Source organism: Clostridium sp. NkU-1, assembly GCA_001312405.1.
On record BBDR01000010.1, the window covers coordinates 126,413 to 145,884 of the forward strand.

Here is a 19,472-nt window from a genome sequence, read left to right on the forward strand (position 1 = left end):
TCAATCTATTGCCCTCGTCCAATACAAATTGCAAGAAAATAAACCCTTTTTATTCCCGCTTTTTTCAGTGCCCGCGTACAGGCTTCTATGGTGCTTCCGGTGGTATAAATGTCATCCACTAAAATCACTCCTTCCACCCCTTTTACCATCTTTCCCGCCGAAAATGCCTCCTCTAAATTCTTAAGCCTTCCCGCCGGGTCAAGCCCCTTTTGGGGCATGGTTTTTTTATTTCTAACCAGCATTGATGGGCAAACGGCGATTCCAAGGCGTTCTCCGATCCTGCGGGCCAAAAGCTCTGCCTGATTAAATCCCCTCTCCTTTCTCCGGGAATGATGAACCGGAACAGGGACAAGGACGTCAGCCTCCATGCGCCGGATCAGCTTCCCATACCGGGCGCAGATTGCTTCCCCATAAAAATCCAGGTATTCCCGCTTATTCTTATACTTGATTTTCGCCATGGACCTTCCGGCGTTTTCATCATAATTCACAAGAGCCCTGCCATGCTCAAAGGTGCGCTTATGTCTGACACAGTCAAAACAATATTCTGCATCAGTACTTATGACCTCCTTTCCGCATTTTTTACAGACAGGGTCCTTGACAAATGATAATTTTTTCACACATGACAGGCAGATCAGCCTGCCCTTTGGCATAACGATATCGTCACAGACCGGGCACCGTCTGGGAAATAACAGATCAATAAAAAAAGATGGGTACATATAAAAAGATTCTCCTTAAAAAGAATAGATTGAAAGATTGAATGAAAAAAGAATTAAAAGAATTTACGCATGTGACGGGCCGAACAAACATGCATCCATGTTCACTCGGCGGCCACTGCGGCAATAAGAAAACACACAGCGCATGCTTCTCTCATTTAAGATAATTTGCCGATTTCGCAAATCCGGTCCTTTAAGCCCGAATATCTCCGTTGCTCCATTTCATTGTCCACCATTCCGCCGAAAATTTCCGGCATTCCTACCAGGCAGACACAGGATTTTGCGCGGGTCACAGCGGTATAAATCAGGTTCCTGGTCATCAGCATCCTGGGACCGGAAAAAACAGGGATGACCACTGCCGGGTATTCGCTTCCCTGGGATTTATGAATGGTAATGGCGTAAGCAAGCTCCAGCTCCTCCAGCTGCTTAAAGCTGTAGTCCACCATGCGCCCTTCATCAAATTCCACGGTCACCAGCTCGGCAAAGGTGTTGATCTCCCGGATAATTCCCATATCCCCATTGTAAACACCTGTGCCCTTGTCCATAGGGATCCCGTACTTGTTGCGGACCTCCCACTCAATGTTATAATTATTCTTGATCTGCATGACCTTATCACCCACCGGTAAGTGACTCCGGCTGTTTCCTTCTCAGCCTTTCCTTCTCCGGGAGGATTTAAATATTCCTGTAAAATGCCATTCAGCCGTTCTACGCCGATTGCCCCTTTTCTCATTGGGGTCATGATCTGAATATCATAGGTCTTTGCATGGACATAGCCGGGCAGTTTATCCTGAACCAGTGTGATCATGGCATTGATAATTGCATTGGGGTCATCTCTTTTTATAAAGAGAAAATCATTGCTCTTTTTCCCTAAGGGAACCTGTTCTCCCCTGTTGATCTTATGGGCATTGACCACAATATCGCTTTGGGTTGCCTGACGGAAAATCTTGGTCAGCATAACCACGTTAAAGCTTCCGGAATCAATCATGTCCCGAAGCACGTTACCAGGGCCAACGCTGGGGAGCTGATTTACATCTCCCACAAGGATAAGTCTTGTCCCCGGATTAATTGCCTTTAATAGGGACTGGATCAAATAGATATCCACCATAGAGGTTTCATCAATGATTACTGCATCAGCATCCAGGGGATTTTCTTCATTTCTCTCAAAATGCATTCCAAGAGAACGGTCATCTCCCGGAACTCCGGTCAGCTCAAGCAGACGGTGAATGGTCCTCGCCTCATACCCAGTGGCTTCTGTCATCCGCTTTGCCGCCCTGCCGGTGGGAGCTGCAAGAAGAATCTCCATCTCCTGGCTTTCAAAGAACCGTATGATGGTGTTGATGGTGGTCGTCTTACCGGTACCCGGACCTCCGGTGATGATGAGAAGCCCGCTGTTGACCGCTTCCACCACCGCCTGGACCTGCTTTTCATCCAGCTCAATCTGCTCTTCCGTTTGAAGCTTAAGAAGCTGAGTCCTGATCTCCTCCTCTGGCATCTGCCCCCTGATATTTAAGTCGTGAAGCATCTTTGCCACATTCAGCTCCATGTAATAGTACTGGGAAGCGTAAACAATCCGTTTTCCTTCCGACTCCCGGATAACAAGGCGTTTATCCAGCTGCATATCCATCAAATGCTTTTCTATAAAGGATGATTCTATTTTAAGAAGTTCCGAAGCCTGGGACAAAAGCTCTACCTCCGGCAGATAGGTGTGGCCGTTTGATGTAGCCTGCAGCAGGGTGTACAGCACCCCGCATTTAATGCGGAAATCTGAATCCGTGAAAATTCCTGCTTTTCTGGCAATTTCATCCGCCATTTTAAATCCTACCCCAGGAATATCATCTGCCAGCTGGTAAGGGTTCTCCTTTAACACGCTGTAAAGCCTGGGGCCGTACTCCTGATAGATCTTCACCGCCAGATTCATGGAAATTCCATACTCCTGAAGGAACATCATGGCCTGGCGCATCTCCTTTTTCTCCTCGACCTGCTGGGAAATGGACATGGCCATCTTTTCGCTGACTCCCTTTACCTCGGAAAGCCGTTCCGGCTCCTCCTCCATGATGCGGAAGGTATCGGCTTTAAAACGCCGGACAATCCTGGCTGCCAGAGCTGCCCCGATTCCCTTGATGGCTCCTGATCCCAGATACCGCTCCATGGCCGCAGTATCCTCCGGGGCTTTGATCTCATAGCTCTCTACGGTCATCTGCTCCCCATAAACCGGATGCTCGGTCATGGAACCCACAGCTTCGATCATTTCTCCCTCGTTTATGTAGTGGAAGCTCCCCACAAGTATATTCCTCTCCTGCCTCCACGAGACTTAAGACCGTATAGCCGTTGTCCTCGTTCCTGTATTTAATTTTCTCTACAAATCCGCAGACTGTTGCCATGGTTCCTCCTGTACAAATACAAGCGGACTGCTGTAAAACCAGCCCCGCCGGAATCTTGCGATGCCGTCAGGGCCGTTCCAAAGCAGTCCTGTCAACCAAAGGAAGGACTGATATCTCTATCAGCCCTGACTTTTGGTTAAAATTCTGTTTTATTATCTCCGCCATGCATGAATTCAATAAATTTCCCTGTACCAATTGCAACTGCAGTCAGCGGGTCCTCTGCGATCATCGTGGTGATTCCTGTCTTCTCTTCAATTAAAGCATCCAGACCGCTTAAGAGAGAGCCGCCTCCGGTAAGCACGATCCCCCGGTCAAAAATATCGGCTGCAAGTTCCGGTGGAGTACGCTCCAGCACGTTGTGAACCGCATCTACGATCTGCATGGCCGGTTCCTTTAAAGCATCCAGAGTCTCGTCCGAAGTGACCACAATGGTTTTTGGCAGACCGGTAACAAGGTTACGGCCCCGGACCTCCATGGTCAAGACCTCCGGTCTTCTGTATGCCGCACCAATGTTGATCTTGATTTCCTCAGCCGTTCTCTCACCGATCAAAAGATTGTGTTTCTTGCGCATATAGCGGACAAGGGCTTCATCAAAATCATCTCCGGCAACCTTTATGGAGGTACTTACCACCGTACCTCCAAGGGAAATAACTGCAATATCGGAGGTTCCTCCGCCTATATCAACGATCATGTTACCGCAGGCCTTTGCAATGTCGATTCCGGCGCCGATGGCTGCTGCAACCGGTTCTTCAATGATTGCAACTTCTCTGGCTCCTGCCTGATAGGTGGCATCCTCTACTGCCTTTTTCTCCACCTCAGTGGCTCCGCTTGGGATGCACACACTGATCCTTGGCTTTCTCAGGGTCCTTTTTCCAACCGCCTTGTTAATAAAGTATTTAAGCATTTTTTCCGTTACGGTATAATCAGATATAACTCCCTGGCGAAGAGCCTTACTGCAACAATGTTGCCCGGCGTTCTTCCGATCATCAGTCTGGCTTCCTCTCCAATGGCTTTGATTTTATTCGTGTCACGGTCAATGGCTACAACGGAAGGTTCCTTTAATACAACTCCCTTTCCCTTAATATAGACCAGTATGCTTGCTGTACCTAAATCGATTCCAATATCATTGGACATCATCATCTTGCTTCCTCCTGTTCGCTGTATCCTGTTCCCAGGGTCTCTTTATCTTCAAAATTATGTCTAATTCGTAAATGAAGTCACAGTATCTATTTTATTATATACAATAACCCCAGGATTTTAAAGGTTTTTTTTAATTTTTATTATGTTTATTTTTTTTAATATATGGTACACATTTTAGTCACATTTTTTTACGTATACTATTAATACGTTATCTGAAAGGATAACGGGCCTTTTGTTTCAAGTAACTTACTTGAAATCACAAAGCTTTTTCATACTCATACCGGACGGCGCGAGCCGTCCGGCCCCCCTAAGATTGATCTACCCGTTCTCTGCAGATGAGAAGCGGGTTTTTTATTTGGAAATACGTGGTTTCCTGCAATTTAAGTTTATTATGGTTTACGGTCTTTCCATGTAGTTTAATGACCCAATACTATTGTTACGAGTAGAAATGTGTGTCAGGATTTGTGTCAGCAATTCTTATATAACACTAATTGATAGCAGGATTTAAATCCTATACTACATCCTGTTCAAATTCCTGCTCAATTTTTCCATCTCTTTTTTCTGGACATCACTTGTATTGTGATAATATAAATCCATTGTCATATTGTAGCTAGAATGTCCGAGTATTTCTTCCAGCGTCTGCAGGCTCATTCCTGCATCAATATATATGAGAGTTGCTTTAAACTTCTATATCAACTTCGTATTTCATTGCATGATATCTATGGCCCCAGAATTCTTCTTGAAACAAATCATCCTCATCCATATCCGTATTGATAACAAGGGTGTCTATGTATTCATCGAACGAATCTGTGACAAGCACATCCCATACTCCATACACTTTTAATTTTTCTGCAATTTTACTTACTGGTATTCTAGTTGAAAAGGTATCATTGAACATACTGGTGAGATTTTTTATTGTAAGCTAACAAAGCATATTTCTCATAACACTCTGACTTGTCGAAGCAAACGTCCGTTTGATGATCTGTAAAGTGATTCCATGCGTCTTCATCAGCAATACAATAAACTGGATTTTGTAAAAATCTCCTTTATACCTGATAAGACTCCTGCATTGCTACAGGAGTCTTTGATTTTTGTTTTTCGTATTATCCCAATTCTTTTTTTTCTAACCAGATCTTTTGCTGTCAATCCTGTGCTGTAATCCAACTGCAGCGGCTCATAGTCCGGTTCCTGCCGCTGACGGGTATACCCTGTATACTCCCACGTAGCTGGGGAAGCTTTCGTATTCCAGGGTCGCCTTTCCCAACAATAACCGCGAAATGGATCTCGAATCTGATTCATATGATCCAGAAGCTGCCAAGCATATTGTCTCGAACTTCCCAAAACTCCGGATCATCAATCCGGTTTTCCATCTCATAAGGATCCTTCTCCAAATCATAAAACTCGTCCTGTGAAAGCAGATTAATGACCAATTTATATCGTCCATCAAAAATACATCGCATAGGCTGGTATCCGCCAAATCCGTCATGGTCTGTCTCGTATCGTCCAAACTCAATAAACACATCCCTGCGCTTTGCTTCCTTTTCATAAACAAAAGCCATCAGACTTTCTCCCTGAAACATCACCGGCTTTTCAAATCCAAAATAATCCCAGACTGTAGCCGTTACATCGATATGAGATACTGGTGTGTTTACCTCACCAACTCCAAAGCCGCAAAGAATCATTGGAATATGACAAATTTCCTCGTAAGCTGCCGGCCCTTTTCCCTTGAGACAGTGAGAATCCAGCATAGTTCCGTGATCTGTGGTATAAAGCAGTGCCGGCATATTCAAAAATCTCTTTGCAGATTCTGCTACCCATCCAATCTGACTATCCACAAAGCTATTGCATCCAAACAGCTCCGGTGCTTTAATCCGCAGTCTCTCCCTGTCTTCCAGGCGTTTTTCCCCTGCCCATACCTTTTGATGATCCGGCTTCCCTTCCAGAGTATCATATACATTGGGCCTCTTGGGCAATTCAAAATCCTGATACATGGAAGCATAGGGCTGAGGAGCTAAAGATGGTTCATGAGGTTCATCAAAACTTACCACCAAAAAGAAATCCTCATCCTGATGACTCCGGATAAACTTCACGGCACGGTCCGCACAGCGGAATGCAAATGTAAATTCCGGCGGAATATCCTCTTGCTTCATGGTTTCACTTTTACGGGATTTGAACCGCTCTTCCTCGGTAAGTTCCTCCAGATAATTTCTCATATCATACCAGGTATCTGCATCCCAGCCTTCCGGCGCGCGACCCAAGCCAAAATAATCTCCACCATCCAGATGCCACTTACCTATATAACCTGTCAAAATTCCTTTGTCTTGTAGACGCTGTCCAATACTTTTCACATTTAATCCTGGAGCATTACAATTGGAAAACGCCCCATTTACGCAAGGAAATTGACCTGTAAAAAGAGCAGACCGGGCTGGTCCGCAAACCGGCTGGGTGGTATAAGCCTGATTAAATTTTATTCCTTCTGCTGCCAGAGCATCAATACCAGGCGTATGTATATCCTTATTCCCATAGCAGCTGACCATATCCAGCCGCTGTGTATCCGTCATTAACACGATAAACTGTTTTGGCATTAATCTATCACACCTCCTCCAGTACCGCCTGTCTCTGTTGCTGCTGCCTCTTTTTGCTCCTTATTTCTACTACACGCTACCAGAGTAAAAGACATCCCCAGTGCTAATATCCACATAAATGTTTTTTTCATATAATACCTCCTGCCTCCTGTTTAACGTCTTTTTATGTTCTGGAACATATACCTGTATTTTACAGTCATTATAATGGCTTGTATATATAGTTTTCTGCTCAATATATGGACAACTTGATACTAATACTCTTTTTACGCAAACATCATTTTCCTTTGACACAGAATCTCCATGTTTCTCCAGAAAGGAAACAAGTATGTCGTGACACCGTTCCCCAGGTCTGGCTTCAGACTGTATACTGAACTGGTGCTGACTGCATTTTGAAATACCAGGCTCTCTTTCGCAAACGCATCCAATGTCGGAGTCAGAACATGGTCTCCGATCTTGAATCTCATAGCATGTGCTCGGAATTTATCTGGAAAAACAAACATTAAATTTAGTTTTGTTACCTTAAATTGTTTCCTTTTTTTATTATATCGTAACAATTTGACTGTATTTATATTTTATTCAACCTAATATCTGTTAATAATTGTATCTTTTTCTATTTGAACATTCAATTCCTCATTGACTTTATGGACAAATCGGAATCACTATGCTATATTAATAAAATAACGCATAGAAAACTAATATTTATACAGAAAACAAGGAGCAGTTGTATCATGTACGAAGTAGCCAGTCGCACCTATCCCTTAGATGAAATTGATAAGCCTTCTTCTGACCGTCCTTTAATGGTCATCTCCTGCGGTCATTCCGTTTTTATCAATCCGGAATTCAGAGCTGTGAAACGACCAAACGGACGACGTGATTACCAGTTGCTCTATTTGCGCTCCGGCAAAGCAACCTACACGATTCACGGAAAAGACCATCTCCTTACTCCAGGTCACATTGTATTTTATCATCCTTCTGAACCCCAGTTTTACAGCTATGACGGCCGTGATACACCTGATGTATACTGGATTCATTTTACTGGCGGAAATGTTCCAAAGGAGCTGGAAAATCTCGGTCTTTTCTCCGCACGAATCTTTTATCCAAAATGCAATATTATCTTTGATCAACTTTTTGATCAGATCATTCTGGAATTGCAATTAAAAAAAACAATATTATTACAGCATAGCTGATTCTCGTTTCCGGGAACTACTTTGTCTGATGGCACGGGAAATTTCCACTTTGAACGAAGTGACAGCGCCTCATACCAGGGAAATCGAACAAGCCGTCAATATATTTCACACTCGTTTTAACCAGCCCTTCAATATCACTGACTATGCCGCTTCCTGCCATATGAACGTCTGCTGGTTTACTCGCCTTTTCAAGCGGCAGCTTGGTGCCAGTCCCCAGCAATATCTGACAAACATCCGAATATCCAGAGCCTGTGAACTGCTGGCACAGGGCTTCCGTGTGGCAGAAACAAGCGAGATTGTGGGATATCAGGACCCACTTTACTTCAGCCGGATTTTTAAAAAACATACCGGCCAGTCCCCATCACAGTATCGCAAGTCTTCTATTTCATGATCAAACTTAATATCGTCGGCTGACACAATCAAGACGGCAACAAACAGCATAATCCTTATCAATTTCCTATTGACTTTTTATTTGCACGCTAATCTTATTCCCAATTCGTTTTAATTGTTAATCATATTGTAATTGATGGTTTACAGTTAATTTCTTCCCAAGTATAATGTTTTTGTCAGGAAATGTAGCCATGTTAAAAAAAACAATATATATACATGTTTGAACCGTAAATGGAGCATAGGAAGATGCAACCTCTTGGGGCATTCCAATCCAAAAATCAATGCCGCAATCAAGGATCAGCTCGACAAGCTGGAGCACGTGATCTTTGCTAATTTCTCCCATGAGCCTGCTATTGCCCTGTGCGAGCAATTATGTAAAATCATTCCCAAGGGGCTGACAAAATTCAACTTTTCCGATAACGGCTCGGCTCCGTGGAATGCGCCTTAAAAATGGCTTTCCAATACCAATATCAAACAGGGCATTCCAAAAAGACCCGTTTCATGTGTCGTTCCGAGGGCTACCATGGAGAAGCAATCGGTGCTCTTATGGGAAAAACCGCGGTCACTGTAACTGCGAGTGCTTTGAACATGCCGAACATGCATTTACTAAGTATGCCCATGAGACCTGTGCTATGATCGTTGAACCGATTCTGCAGGGCAGCGCCGGTATGCGAATCTATCCAGCTCTTTATCTTAAAAAATCACGAAAATTATGCGATCAACATAACGTTCTGTTGATCGCAGACGAAATTGCCACAGGTTTCGGACGCACGGGTAAAATGTTTGCTTGCAACCATGCGGGCGCCCCTTTAGCGGCATTTGGCAAATGCAGTACGATAATAGTCGCTTGCGTCTATTATACCTACTATTCCTAATTACAATACTTTGAATTGAGGTCCAGTTCCCAAAGGAAACCAGACCCCAATTTTTTTTATTTCTTTATCATGATAATCTAAGCGCCCATTCCCTGCAGTCTATCACTCTGGTTGCAATTCCTTCATAGAACTCCGGTTCATGGCAGATTAAAAGAATACTTCCCTTATACTCCTTTAAGGCTCTCTTTAACTCTTCTTTTGCCTCTACATCCAGATGGTTCGTAGGCTCGTCCAAAAGAAGAACATTGGTTTCCCGGTTGATCAGCTTGCATAGTCTGACCTTTGCCTGCTCCCCGCCGCTGAGCACCCGGACCTGGCTCTCAATGTGATCGGTGGTCAGGCCGCATTTGGCAAGGGCCGACCGGACCTGGTACTGGGTATAGGAGGGGAATTCCTTCCAGATCTCTTCGATGCAGGTGGTAGTATTTCCCGGAGCCATCTCCTGTTCAAAATATCCGATGGAAAGATAATCTCCAAGCTCCACATTCCCCTGTAAGGACGGTACAAGCCCCAGGATGCTCTTTAACAAAGTGGTTTTTCCGATGCCGTTTGCACCTGATAAAACCACCTTCTCCCCCCGTTCCATGGAAAGATTCAATGGTCTTGACAAAGGCTCCTCATAGCCGATGACCATATCTGTGGTTTCAAAAATATATTTTCCGGCTGTGCGGGCTTCCATAAAATGAAACTCCGGCTTTGGCTTATCCTTTGAAAGCTCAATGACCTCCATTTTATCCAGCTTTTTTTGTCTGGACATGGCCATGTTCCTGGTGGACACCCGCGCCTTGTTGCGGGCCACAAAATCCTCCAGCTCGGCGATCTCCTGCTGCTGGCGCTTATAAGCCGCCTCCAGCTGCGCCCGTTTCACCGCATATACTTCCTGGAATTTTTCATAGTCACCTACATAGCGGTCCAGGTTCTGATTTTCCATATGGTAAATGATATTGACCACGCTGTTTAAAAACGGAATATCATGGGAAATCAGGATAAATGCATTTTCATATTCCTGAAGGTAACGCTTCAGCCATTCAATATGCTGTACATCCAGATAGTTTGTCGGCTCATCAAGAAGCAGGATATCCGGCTTCTCCAATAAAAGCTTTCCTAACAGGATTTTGGTTCTCTGGCCTCCGCTTAATTCCGTTACGTCTTTATCAAGCCCATGTCGCTTAAACCTAAGGCCCTGGCCACTTCCTCCACCTTTGAATCGATAATATAAAAATCATGGGCCATGAGAAGGTCCTGAATGGTCCCAAGCTCCTCCATCATAGAAGCCATGGTTTCCTCATCAGCCTCCCCCATTTTATCGCAGATCTCATTCATCTGCTCTTCCATCTGAAACAGGAATGCAAAGGCGCTTTTTAAAACGTCCCGGATGGTCATTCCTTTTTCCAGCACCGTATGCTGGTCCAGATAACCGACCCGGACCCGTTTAGCCCACTCCACCTTTCCTTCGTCCGGCTGTAATTTTCCGGTTATTATATTCATAAATGTGGATTTTCCTTCCCCATTGGCTCCGATCATGCCGATGTGCTCTCCCTTCAACAGACGGAAGGATACATCCTGGAAAATGGCACGGTCTCCAAAACCATGTGTCAGATGTTCTACGTTTAATATGCTCATCGAAAAACTCCTTTATCTACGCGGTTAAATATCGCTTTTATTTGCGGCACCATATTGTTTGACACCAATTTTACACCATCTTTTTTGTGAAACATCATAATTCTACATGAATGAAGCTATTAAGGCAAGCAAAAAAAATCACATTATTTATGGGCCTTTTCATTATGCCTGTTTTTCTGGTTTTTCATTTTTTCTATCTTCGTAACTTCTATAGCATGAGTAGTTAAATTCATCGCCATATTGAAAAGGGAAAAGTACATTGATCGCTTATGATAAACTTCCGGAATTACAAAGTAAATGGGATAAAGTATTTTGGGCACGGGGATACTATGTTGAGACAATTGGTAATATCACAGATGAAACCGTTCAAAAATATATAAAAGAGCAAGCAGAAGAATCAAGAAAAGAAGCTTCTAATAGTGCCGCTTTATAGCGGACCAGAGACTGAATCGGATTTTATGCAAGGAGGCGTAAAACAAGATGTGTACAGCGATTACATTACAATTCGGCGAGACGGAAAATTTTTTTGGCAGAACAATGGACTTCTCTTACGACATTGAGCCGAAACTATATGTGGTACCGAAAAATTATGCTTGGCAGAATGCCTTGACCGGGTGTAAATTCCATAACACCTACAGTTTTATCGGCATTGGACAGGAAAAGGAGGATATGCTTGCTTTTTTTGACGGCGTCAACGAACAGGGATTTGCCGCCGCCGCATTGTACTTTGCCGGCTTTGCCAAATACAGTGAACAAGCAGATTTAAAACGGGATGCTGTTTCTTCTTTGGATTTTCTTCATTATATCTTAGGCAAATGCGGCTCGTTAAAGGATCTGAAACGAGCATTGGACAATGTATCCATCATCGGCGTTCCCGACCCTGTGACCCAAACCGTTGCACCCCTCCATTGGATTGCCACGGACCGAACGGGAGAAAGCGTCGTTATAGAACAAACAGAAGACGGGCTTCGGCTATTTAAAAAACCCTGTAGCGTTCTGGCGAACAGCCCTGATTTTCAGTGGCATATGACCAATTTAAGGAACTATATGAATGCATCCCCTGTACAAACAAAAGAAACATCCTGGGGAAATGTCAAATTAAAACCTTTCGGTCAGGCAGGGGGAACTTTGCCGCTGCCTGGCGGCTATACCTCCCCGGAACGTTTTGTGAAAACGGCTTATCAAAAAAACCCATATTCAACCGCCAAAAAAACCAAATAGAAGGAGTCAATGCCTGTTTTCATATTATGGAAGGTGTCTCTGTTCCCAAGGGAGTAATCATAACCGACCGCAATACTAGCGATTATACAAAATATACAGCCTTTGTCAACACGAATACCTGCCAATATTTCTTCAAAACATATGACAATCCCCAGATTGGAACGGCAACCCTAAGGATAATGACCGGTTGCTCAAACAGCCTCATTGTATCGGGGAATTAAAACGGCCTGTTGTCTTCCAGGAAATAAAATAAAACAAATAAAGCCCCTGCTGCCAAAGGATACAGATCAAAAAAAAGATATAACAGAGAAAGAAGAGGCCAAGTAAATACTGTATTCCAGTAAATGGTAACCCATGATAAAAACTCCTTTATTAATGCGTACAGGTGTCCAAATACGAAACATCATAATTCTAGATGCAGATGCAATTAAGACAAGCAATGGTTGCAAAAAGCGACAAAAACGTTTATGATAAATCCAACAAGAAATTTCCAGGGAAGGATTATGTTTATGTACTTGTATACATGGTATCAATGGCTGCTGTTTTTCTTTATATATTGCTTTATCGGCTGGATCATCGAATCCACCTATGTTTCCGTAAGAAGCCTTCATTTTGTGAACCGCGGTTTTCTCAGACTTCCCCTTCTTCCTCTCTATGGAAGCGGGGCCATTATTATGCTGTGGCTGTCCCTGCCTGTCCAGGGCAACTTATTCCTGGTGTTTCTCTTTGGTATGGCAGGCGCTTCCGCTTTGGAATACGCCACCGGTTATTTTATGGAACGTCTGTTTAAGATGAAATACTGGGATTACAGCAACAATCCTTTTAATTTAAACGGATATGTCTGTCTTCCCAACTCCATCGCCTGGGGATTTCTTACCCTGCTGCTGACAGAAGTTATTCACCTCCCCTTAGAATGGCTGGTCCTTCGCTTAAACGGAACGGTATGCATTCTCCTTGTGACTGTGATCGGAATTCTTTTTGTCACCGATGCCATACACTCCACCAAGGAAGCCTTAGACCTTGGCCGAATCCTGGAATCCATGACAAAACTAAAGTCAGAGCTGGAGGAGGTTCAGGTGCAGATGGCCCTGTTAAAGGCCGAAACCGCCCAAAAGGTGTCCGACATAAGAACCGAGACCATTCAGAAGGCTGCCAGCTTAAAAGACGGAACCATGGTAAAGATCTCTTCTCTGAAGCCGAAACTGCCAGTGCCTTAAAAGAATCTGCTTTAGTGGAACGTCTTCAGTCTCTGACGGAAACCAAAGAGAAGATGACCGGGCGTTTGACCTCTTACCGAAAGGGTATCCTCCGCCGGAACCCTACCGCTTCATCCCGGCTGTTCGGCGAAGCCTTAAGGGAATTAAAGGAATATTCCAAAAAATACAAAAAATCATAGCACCAAAGACAAAGACGGAGCCTGGTAAAAACCAAGCCCCGTCTTTATTCTATCTAAAATCCCTACATCATCTTATCTACCATAGCCATAACAGCCTCTCCCAGCCTTGCAGACCGCTCATCCGCATCAGCCATGGAATCGCCCTTAATGCCATAATAAAATTTAATTTTCGGTTCCGTTCCGGAAGGCCTTACACACAGCCATGCGTCCTCAGTTAAGTCATAATAAAGCACATCAGACTGGGGAAGCCCGGTAGGTCTGGTTTCTCCGGTGCTCATATCCTTCACGGTGTCAAGCTTATAATCCCTTGCAGAAAGGACCTTATACCCGCCAACTGCCGCTGGAGTTTCCTTTCGCATGGTCTCCATAATGGCCCGGATCTTTTCCTGGCCCTCAATGCCCTTTAAGCCGATGGCCTTTACTGCATCTTTATAATAGCCGTATTTCTCATACATGGCAATCATGGCATCCCACAAGGTCATGCCCTTTGTCTTATAATAGGCTGCGGCCTCACACAAAGCGACCGTTGCGGAAATGGCATCCTTATCACGGGCATAGGTTCCGATCAGACAGCCATAGCTTTCTTCCAGGCCAAACATATAGGTTCCGTATCCGGTGGCCTCTTCCTTTAAAATCTGCTGGCCGATATATTTAAAACCGGTCAAAACCTCAATAAGCTCACAGCCGTAAGCCTTGGCCACCGCATCCACCAGATTGGTGGTAACTATGGATTTGACTACCTGTCCATCTGCGGGAATCTCCCCTCTTTCCTTCTTCTGGCTCAATACATATTCGCACAGAAGGGAACCTGACATATTGCCTGTCAGGGGGATGTATCCGCCGGATTTCTCATCCTTTACATACACCCCAAGACGGTCAGCATCCGGGTCTGTTGCCAGAACCAGATCCGCATCCTTTTCCTTTGCAAGGGCAAGGCCCAGTTCAAAGGCTTCCTCGGCTTCTGGATTGGGATAGCTGACCGTGGGGAATTCCCCATCCGGCAGCTCCTGTTCAGGAACCACGTACACATGGGTAAATCCGATTTCCTTTAATGCTCTTCTTGCAGGAAGATTGCCTGTACCATGGAGAGGGGAATAGACAATTTTAATATCATCCTGCATCTGGTCAATGGCATCCTGGTTTACTACCTGGGCCTTTACGTGAGTTATATATTTATCATCCAGCGCAGCTCCGATAATTTCATATTTGCCTGATTCCTTTGCGGCTTCCACAGTAATCGTCTTAACCGTTGAAATATCCGTAATATTTAAAACCTCTGCGGTCACCCCTTTGTCATGAGGAGGAGTAAACTGGGCACCATCCTCCCAGTACACCTTGTATCCGTTATATTCCGGAGGGTTATGGCTGGCCGTAATGTTGATGCCGGCAATACAGCCTAATTCCCTTACGGCAAAAGAAAGCTCCGGTGTCGGACGCAAAGATTCAAATTTATATGCTTTTATCCCATTGGCAGCTAAAGTAAGCGCCGCTTCCTCGGCAAATTCCGGAGACATATGCCTGGAGTCATAGGCAATGGCCACGCCCTTGTCGGCACCGCCCTGGCTTATGATATAATTGGCAAGCCCCTGGGTCGCTTTTCTTACTACATAGATATTCATCCGGTTTATTCCAGCGCCGATGATGCCTCTTAAGCCAGCGGTGCCAAATTCCAGATCCTGATAGAAACGCTCCTTAATCTCATTCTCATCATCAGCGATCCTCCGGAGTTCTTCCTTTGTCGCCTCATCAAAATATGGATTTAAAAGCCATTCCTCATAAATACTCCTGTAATCTTTCATAAGCAAAATACTCCTTCCCTCCTTTTATGTTATGGTTATTATAAATCATAACATGGCAAAAGAAAAGTGTATTTCCATTATTTTGTATCCTAATTGAATCAAGCGGATATGCCTGCATATCCAGTCCTTTCAATTTTGAATCCGTGACAGGAAAAGATTCCGCATGGGCTGCTGAATCTCTAAATCCTTTAGCTTTTCAATATTCCGTGCGGGAATCCAGGCCTTATTGGCATTATAATAAAAGTTGATCTGCTTCCAGTACTTTTCAGGATATAAAAACAAATAGTAAAGGCATATCCTGTCTGCATCCGAAAGAGGGAGAACCTTTGTATAGGTTTCCAGCATGGCCATACCAAGCTTTAAATTCCAGTCATGCTTTTCCATGGCCTTGCGCATGAAATGATACAGGTCCTCCATCTGCAGTCCCAAGTGCATACGGTTGAATTCCACGATAGCCACATCATGAAAACACATCAGAACGTGGTGCTGATTCAAGTCACCATGACACAAATACTCCTCTTCGTTCTCCCGGTTTTCATAAAAGCCTGCCATCCCTTTACAGGCTTCCATGGCCTGTTCGAAAAATATATCATAATTCCCCATGACACATAGCTCAAACTCAGACTTTTTTTCTTTTATTCCGGATAAACGTGCGGGCACGCACCAGCTCCCTGTTGTGGCGTTCCATTTCCTCAGCCGGCTGCTGTACCAAAATGGATCCCAGATTCCATTCCTCTTTAAAATCGATCCGCCGCAGCACTTTATGTAAAGAAGCAATTTGTTCGATGGCACATAATACCTCTTTGCTATCCTTCAAATTACATTCCCGATCCGCATACCAGTCTTTAACGATCCACCGGGTTCCATCCTCGGCACTGGAGAGGAGCTCACCATCTTTATTCCTGACGTAACGATCCACTTTTAAGCGGCAGGATTCTTTCATCTGTGAAAATACCTGATCTTCAAATTCCAGGCGCTTTAAGGTTCCTTTATATTCCCGAAGCAGTTTAAGCCCCTGATTTGTCTCACACAGCCAGGCGCCCCGGCCGCGTTTCACATCAAGAATTTCAAGCTCATACTGCGAAAGCACCTCTGTGTATTTCTCGTTCACAACCACCCCTCCAACTCTTAGCTAATCAGCTACTTCTAGGGTATGAAGAGGTGGAAAAAAAATATGCAAAATACGGCAGAAAGTTATACGTGCCTTAGCCTTGTTCCTTAAAAAAAAGTTGGGCTGATCTCATCAAATATTCCCTGTTATTGCATTCCGGCTGTTTCAGAACCAATTGGAAGAGACTGTTTAGAATTGCCCCCATTTCAGGCCCCGGCTTCATGCCTGCACCGATCAATTCCCTGCCGGTAACAGCCATGTCCTTTAAGCGGATACAATCCCCATCCCTTAAGATTTCCTCCGAATACTGCTCCACCATTTTTAACCGGGTCTTATAGGATGATTGGCAAAATACCTTCTGGAAGCACAACAGGTCCTCAAACAGCTCCGGGGAAAGTCCGCTCATGACTTCTCTGATGGCCGGCTTATGAACTGGGATTTCTGTTTTCCACAGGCTGACCAGGGTCTTTGTCTGGTGGATTGTCTCATTATCCAGCTTTAAATCCCTAAGGATTTTTACCGCATCCTCAGGTTCCTCCAGCCTTAAAAAAACCGGACCAGCGCATGTGCTTTTTAATAGGCAGCCCGGCTATTCTCTCCGCTTCAAAAAGCCGCTTGCCGGCAGCCTCAAAATGCTCTGAAATATAGGACCGATCCCATTTTCATATACCTCCTTAAGCCTTCCCGGATGATCGGAAAGGAGGAGCTTTGTAAGCTCCACCTGGATCCGTTCCTTACTGACCTTAGCCATGTTGGGGGCTATGACTGAAATTGCAGCCCTTGTGTCCTCTTCTATGTCAAAGCCCAGCTGGGCGGAAAAACGGATGGCCCTGAGGATCCTTAAAGCATCCTCTGTAAACCGGTCCAAAGCGTTTCCCACACAGCGGATGACCCGGCCCTCCAAATCCCTGACCCCGTCAAATGCATCCACTAACCCCTCCCGGTCGCTGTATGCCATGGCATTTATGGTAAAATCCCGGCGTTTCAAATCCTCCAGCAGGCTTCCCGTAAATTCTACGGATTTCGGATGGCGTCCATCTTCATACTCTCCGTCTATGCGGTATGTGGTCACTTCATATCCCTCATGATCAATAAGCACCGTAACCGTGCCGTGCTGGATTCCTGTATCAACCGTTTTATTAAAAATTTCCTTTACCTGTTCCGGCTTTGCTGAGGTCGTGATATCCCAGTCTTCCGGCTGCCGGCCTAACAGGCTGTCTCTCACGCAGCCTCCCACCACATAAGCTTCAAAGCCGCTGGTATTCAGTTGTTCGATGATCCTCCTTGCCGCCTCCGGAACCTGAATCTTTATCACTTCTTTTACCTCCTGGTTTTCTTATCCCGCCGTTTTTAATACGCTCTGCCCCAGTAAACCATTTTTACAGCAGGCTTTCCGCAGCATACGCAGGTATGGGCAAGAGTTTCCTGCTTAAAGGGCATACAGCGGGATGTTGCTCCTGTAAGCTCCTTGATCTTATCCTCGCATTCCTGGGAGCCGCACCACATGGCCTTTACAAAGCCCGGCTTTTCCTCCACAGTCTTTACAAAGGTATCCATATCCGTTGCCTCGTAGGTATGGCTGTCCCGATGCGCTTTGGCCCGTTCCAGCATATCCTTTTGAATGGTTTCCAGAAGCCCGCCTATCGTTGCATTTAATTCATCTAAGGATACGGTGATCTTCTCATGGGTATCACGGCGCACCAAAACAGCCTGGTTTTCTGAAATATCTCTCGGACCGATTTCCACACGAACCGGAATGCCCCGCATCTCTGATTCGCTGAACTTCCAGCCCGGGCTCTTATCGGAATCATCAACCTTTACTTTATAATTAGAAAGAATCTCTTTTAACTCATAGGCCTTATCAAGAACCCCTTCCTTCTGCTGCTGGACCGGAACGATGATCACCTGGGTCGGAGCGATTCTTGGAGGCAGTACAAGACCGTTGTCGTCACCATGAACCATGATGATGGCGCCTATGAGCCTGGTAGTCATGCCCCATGAGGTCTGATGTACATACTGAAGCTTATTTTCCTTATCAGAATACTGGATCTCAAAGGCCTGTGCAAATCCGCTTCCAAAGTTATGGCTGGTTCCTGACTGAAGTGCCTTACCGTCATGCATCAAAGCCTCAATGGTATAGGTTGCCTCTGCTCCCGCAAATTTTTCCTTATCGGTCTTCTGGCCCCGGATCACAGGCATTGCAAGGACTTCCTCACAGAAATCCGCATATAAATGAAGCATCTGCTCTGTTCTCTCTTCCGCCTCTTGGGCCGTTGCATGAGCAGTGTGGCCTTCCTGCCATAAAAACTCCCTGGAACGTAAAAATGGCCTGGTGGTCTTTTCCCAGCGTACCACGGAGCACCACTGGTTATAAAGCTTCGGTAAGTCCCTGTAGGACTGAATATCCCTGGAATAAAAATCACAGAACAGGGTTTCAGAGGTAGGTCTGACGCAAAGCCTTTCCTGCAGCGGCTCCAGGCCTCCGTGGGTTACCCAGGCGACCTCAGGGGCAAATCCCTCTACATGGTCCTTTTCCTTTTGAAGAAGGCTCTCCGGAATAAACATAGGCATATAGACATTTTCAACCCCTACTTCTTTAAACCGTCTGTCAAGCTCGCTCTGAATATTTTCCCAGATGGCATACCCAGCCGGCTTAATTGCCATGCAGCCCTTTACGCTGGAATAATCAATTAACTCCGCCTTCTTTACAACGTCTGTGTACCACTGGGCGAAATCCACCTCCATGGATGTGATCGCTTCTACTAATTTCTTGTCCTTTGCCATAACAAATCTCCTTTCATCTCCCTGTCCACGCTCTTTGGACATCAAGGGATACCCGTAGGGTGTGTCTTCTTCCCCTTCCATGTTTATGGGTAATGGGGATACTTAAAGAACGGGTGTTTTCATAAAATCAAAAAGAGCCATTCGTTCCCTTAAAAGGGACCGAACAGCTCGGCGGTGCCACCCAATTTAGCCATGGAAATTCCATGACTCACTTTTTATCCGTTAACGCAGGAACTGCGCCGCAGTTTACTGCGGGACTCCGAGGTA

At 45.1% G+C, this 19,472-nt stretch carries 16 protein-coding genes, 5 pseudogenes and 1 other annotated feature (1 of these 22 cut by a window edge); of the genes and pseudogenes, 8 read left to right on the forward strand and 13 right to left on the reverse strand.

The genetic code is table 11. The annotated features are described in order from the left end of the window. Positions 1-5: 5 nt before the first annotated feature. The 6 genes and pseudogenes from JCM10519_RS15790 to JCM10519_RS30680 form a co-directional block, all read right to left on the reverse strand. The gene (locus JCM10519_RS15790) at positions 6-716 is read right to left on the reverse strand and encodes a double zinc ribbon domain-containing protein (protein ID WP_054740339.1); all 711 of its coding nucleotides are present in this window, start codon (positions 714-716) and stop codon (positions 6-8) included. A 155-nt stretch (positions 717-871) separates the two neighbouring features. Further along, positions 872-3,094 (reverse strand): annotated as a pseudogene (locus JCM10519_RS15795) (ATP-dependent RecD-like DNA helicase). Between the two features lie 136 nt (positions 3,095-3,230). Continuing rightward, a pseudogene (locus JCM10519_RS15800) lies at positions 3,231-4,231 on the reverse strand (rod shape-determining protein). Positions 4,232-4,913: 682 nt separating this feature from the next. Beyond that, positions 4,914-5,132 carry a hypothetical protein gene (locus JCM10519_RS30675; protein WP_347844413.1) on the reverse strand — a complete coding sequence of 73 codons (219 nt, stop codon included), beginning with the start codon at positions 5,130-5,132 and terminating at the stop codon, positions 4,914-4,916. A gap of 397 nt (positions 5,133-5,529) precedes the next feature. Continuing rightward, positions 5,530-6,819 (reverse strand): sulfatase-like hydrolase/transferase, encoded by a 1,290-nt coding sequence (locus tag JCM10519_RS15805; protein WP_347844414.1) that lies wholly within the window; start codon positions 6,817-6,819, stop codon positions 5,530-5,532. Then, the gene (locus JCM10519_RS30680; RefSeq protein WP_347844415.1) at positions 6,819-6,950 is read right to left on the reverse strand and encodes a hypothetical protein; all 132 of its coding nucleotides are present in this window, start codon (positions 6,948-6,950) and stop codon (positions 6,819-6,821) included. The genes JCM10519_RS15805 and JCM10519_RS30680 overlap by 1 nt, the downstream gene beginning before the upstream one ends. Before the next feature lie 597 nt (positions 6,951-7,547). Here JCM10519_RS30680 and JCM10519_RS15815 point away from each other — a divergent pair. The 3 genes and pseudogenes from JCM10519_RS15815 to JCM10519_RS15825 form a co-directional block, all read left to right on the forward strand. Continuing rightward, the gene (locus tag JCM10519_RS15815; RefSeq protein WP_054740343.1) at positions 7,548-8,006 is read left to right on the forward strand and encodes an AraC family ligand binding domain-containing protein; all 459 of its coding nucleotides are present in this window, start codon (positions 7,548-7,550) and stop codon (positions 8,004-8,006) included. A gap of 28 nt (positions 8,007-8,034) precedes the next feature. Next, complete coding sequence (locus JCM10519_RS15820) at positions 8,035-8,397, forward strand: helix-turn-helix domain-containing protein (RefSeq protein ID WP_054740345.1); 363 nt, start codon at positions 8,035-8,037, stop codon at positions 8,395-8,397. A 246-nt stretch (positions 8,398-8,643) separates the two neighbouring features. Next, positions 8,644-9,199: pseudogene (locus JCM10519_RS15825) on the forward strand (aminotransferase class III-fold pyridoxal phosphate-dependent enzyme); the annotation flags it as partial. 139 nt (positions 9,200-9,338) lie between these two features. Here the strand turns inward: JCM10519_RS15825 and JCM10519_RS15830 are convergent. Further along, positions 9,339-10,894: pseudogene (locus tag JCM10519_RS15830) on the reverse strand (ABC-F family ATP-binding cassette domain-containing protein). A gap of 256 nt (positions 10,895-11,150) precedes the next feature. On the opposite strand from JCM10519_RS15830, the pseudogene JCM10519_RS15835 reads away from it, so the two are divergent. The 5 genes and pseudogenes from JCM10519_RS15835 to JCM10519_RS30690 all read left to right on the forward strand — a co-directional run. After that, a pseudogene (locus JCM10519_RS15835) lies at positions 11,151-11,327 on the forward strand (transposase); the annotation flags it as partial. A 47-nt stretch (positions 11,328-11,374) separates the two neighbouring features. After that, complete coding sequence (locus JCM10519_RS15840; RefSeq protein WP_347844416.1) at positions 11,375-12,115, forward strand: linear amide C-N hydrolase; 741 nt, start codon at positions 11,375-11,377, stop codon at positions 12,113-12,115. A 26-nt stretch (positions 12,116-12,141) separates the two neighbouring features. Beyond that, entirely contained in the window at positions 12,142-12,336 is a 195-nt protein-coding gene (locus tag JCM10519_RS30685; protein WP_347844417.1) for a linear amide C-N hydrolase, read from the forward strand. 288 nt (positions 12,337-12,624) lie between these two features. Further along, on the forward strand, positions 12,625-13,332 hold the full coding sequence (locus JCM10519_RS15845; protein ID WP_347844418.1) for a putative ABC transporter permease: 708 nt from the start codon (positions 12,625-12,627) through the stop codon (positions 13,330-13,332). Between the two features lie 14 nt (positions 13,333-13,346). Continuing rightward, positions 13,347-13,511, forward strand: coding sequence for a hypothetical protein (locus JCM10519_RS30690; RefSeq protein WP_347844419.1), 165 nt, complete (start codon positions 13,347-13,349; stop codon positions 13,509-13,511). 62 nt (positions 13,512-13,573) lie between these two features. Here the strand turns inward: JCM10519_RS30690 and JCM10519_RS15850 are convergent, their stop codons facing one another. The 6 genes from JCM10519_RS15850 to proS form a co-directional block, all read right to left on the reverse strand. After that, on the reverse strand, positions 13,574-15,310 hold the full coding sequence (locus JCM10519_RS15850) for a phosphoglucomutase (protein WP_054740347.1): 1,737 nt from the start codon (positions 15,308-15,310) through the stop codon (positions 13,574-13,576). Positions 15,311-15,439: 129 nt separating this feature from the next. Then, positions 15,440-15,913 carry a hypothetical protein gene (locus JCM10519_RS30695; RefSeq protein WP_347844420.1) on the reverse strand — a complete coding sequence of 158 codons (474 nt, stop codon included), beginning with the start codon at positions 15,911-15,913 and terminating at the stop codon, positions 15,440-15,442. A 16-nt stretch (positions 15,914-15,929) separates the two neighbouring features. Beyond that, the gene (locus tag JCM10519_RS30700) at positions 15,930-16,421 is read right to left on the reverse strand and encodes a hypothetical protein (RefSeq protein WP_347844421.1); all 492 of its coding nucleotides are present in this window, start codon (positions 16,419-16,421) and stop codon (positions 15,930-15,932) included. A 94-nt stretch (positions 16,422-16,515) separates the two neighbouring features. Next, complete coding sequence (locus JCM10519_RS30705) at positions 16,516-16,962, reverse strand: hypothetical protein (protein ID WP_347844439.1); 447 nt, start codon at positions 16,960-16,962, stop codon at positions 16,516-16,518. 48 nt (positions 16,963-17,010) lie between these two features. Next, complete coding sequence (locus JCM10519_RS30710; protein ID WP_347844422.1) at positions 17,011-17,736, reverse strand: CCA tRNA nucleotidyltransferase; 726 nt, start codon at positions 17,734-17,736, stop codon at positions 17,011-17,013. Between the two features lie 35 nt (positions 17,737-17,771). Continuing rightward, positions 17,772-19,205 carry a proline--tRNA ligase gene (gene proS / locus JCM10519_RS15865; RefSeq protein ID WP_054740390.1) on the reverse strand — a complete coding sequence of 478 codons (1,434 nt, stop codon included), beginning with the start codon at positions 19,203-19,205 and terminating at the stop codon, positions 17,772-17,774. 151 nt (positions 19,206-19,356) lie between these two features. Continuing rightward, positions 19,357-19,472 (reverse strand) — a binding site (T-box leader) (it continues 91 nt past the right edge of the window).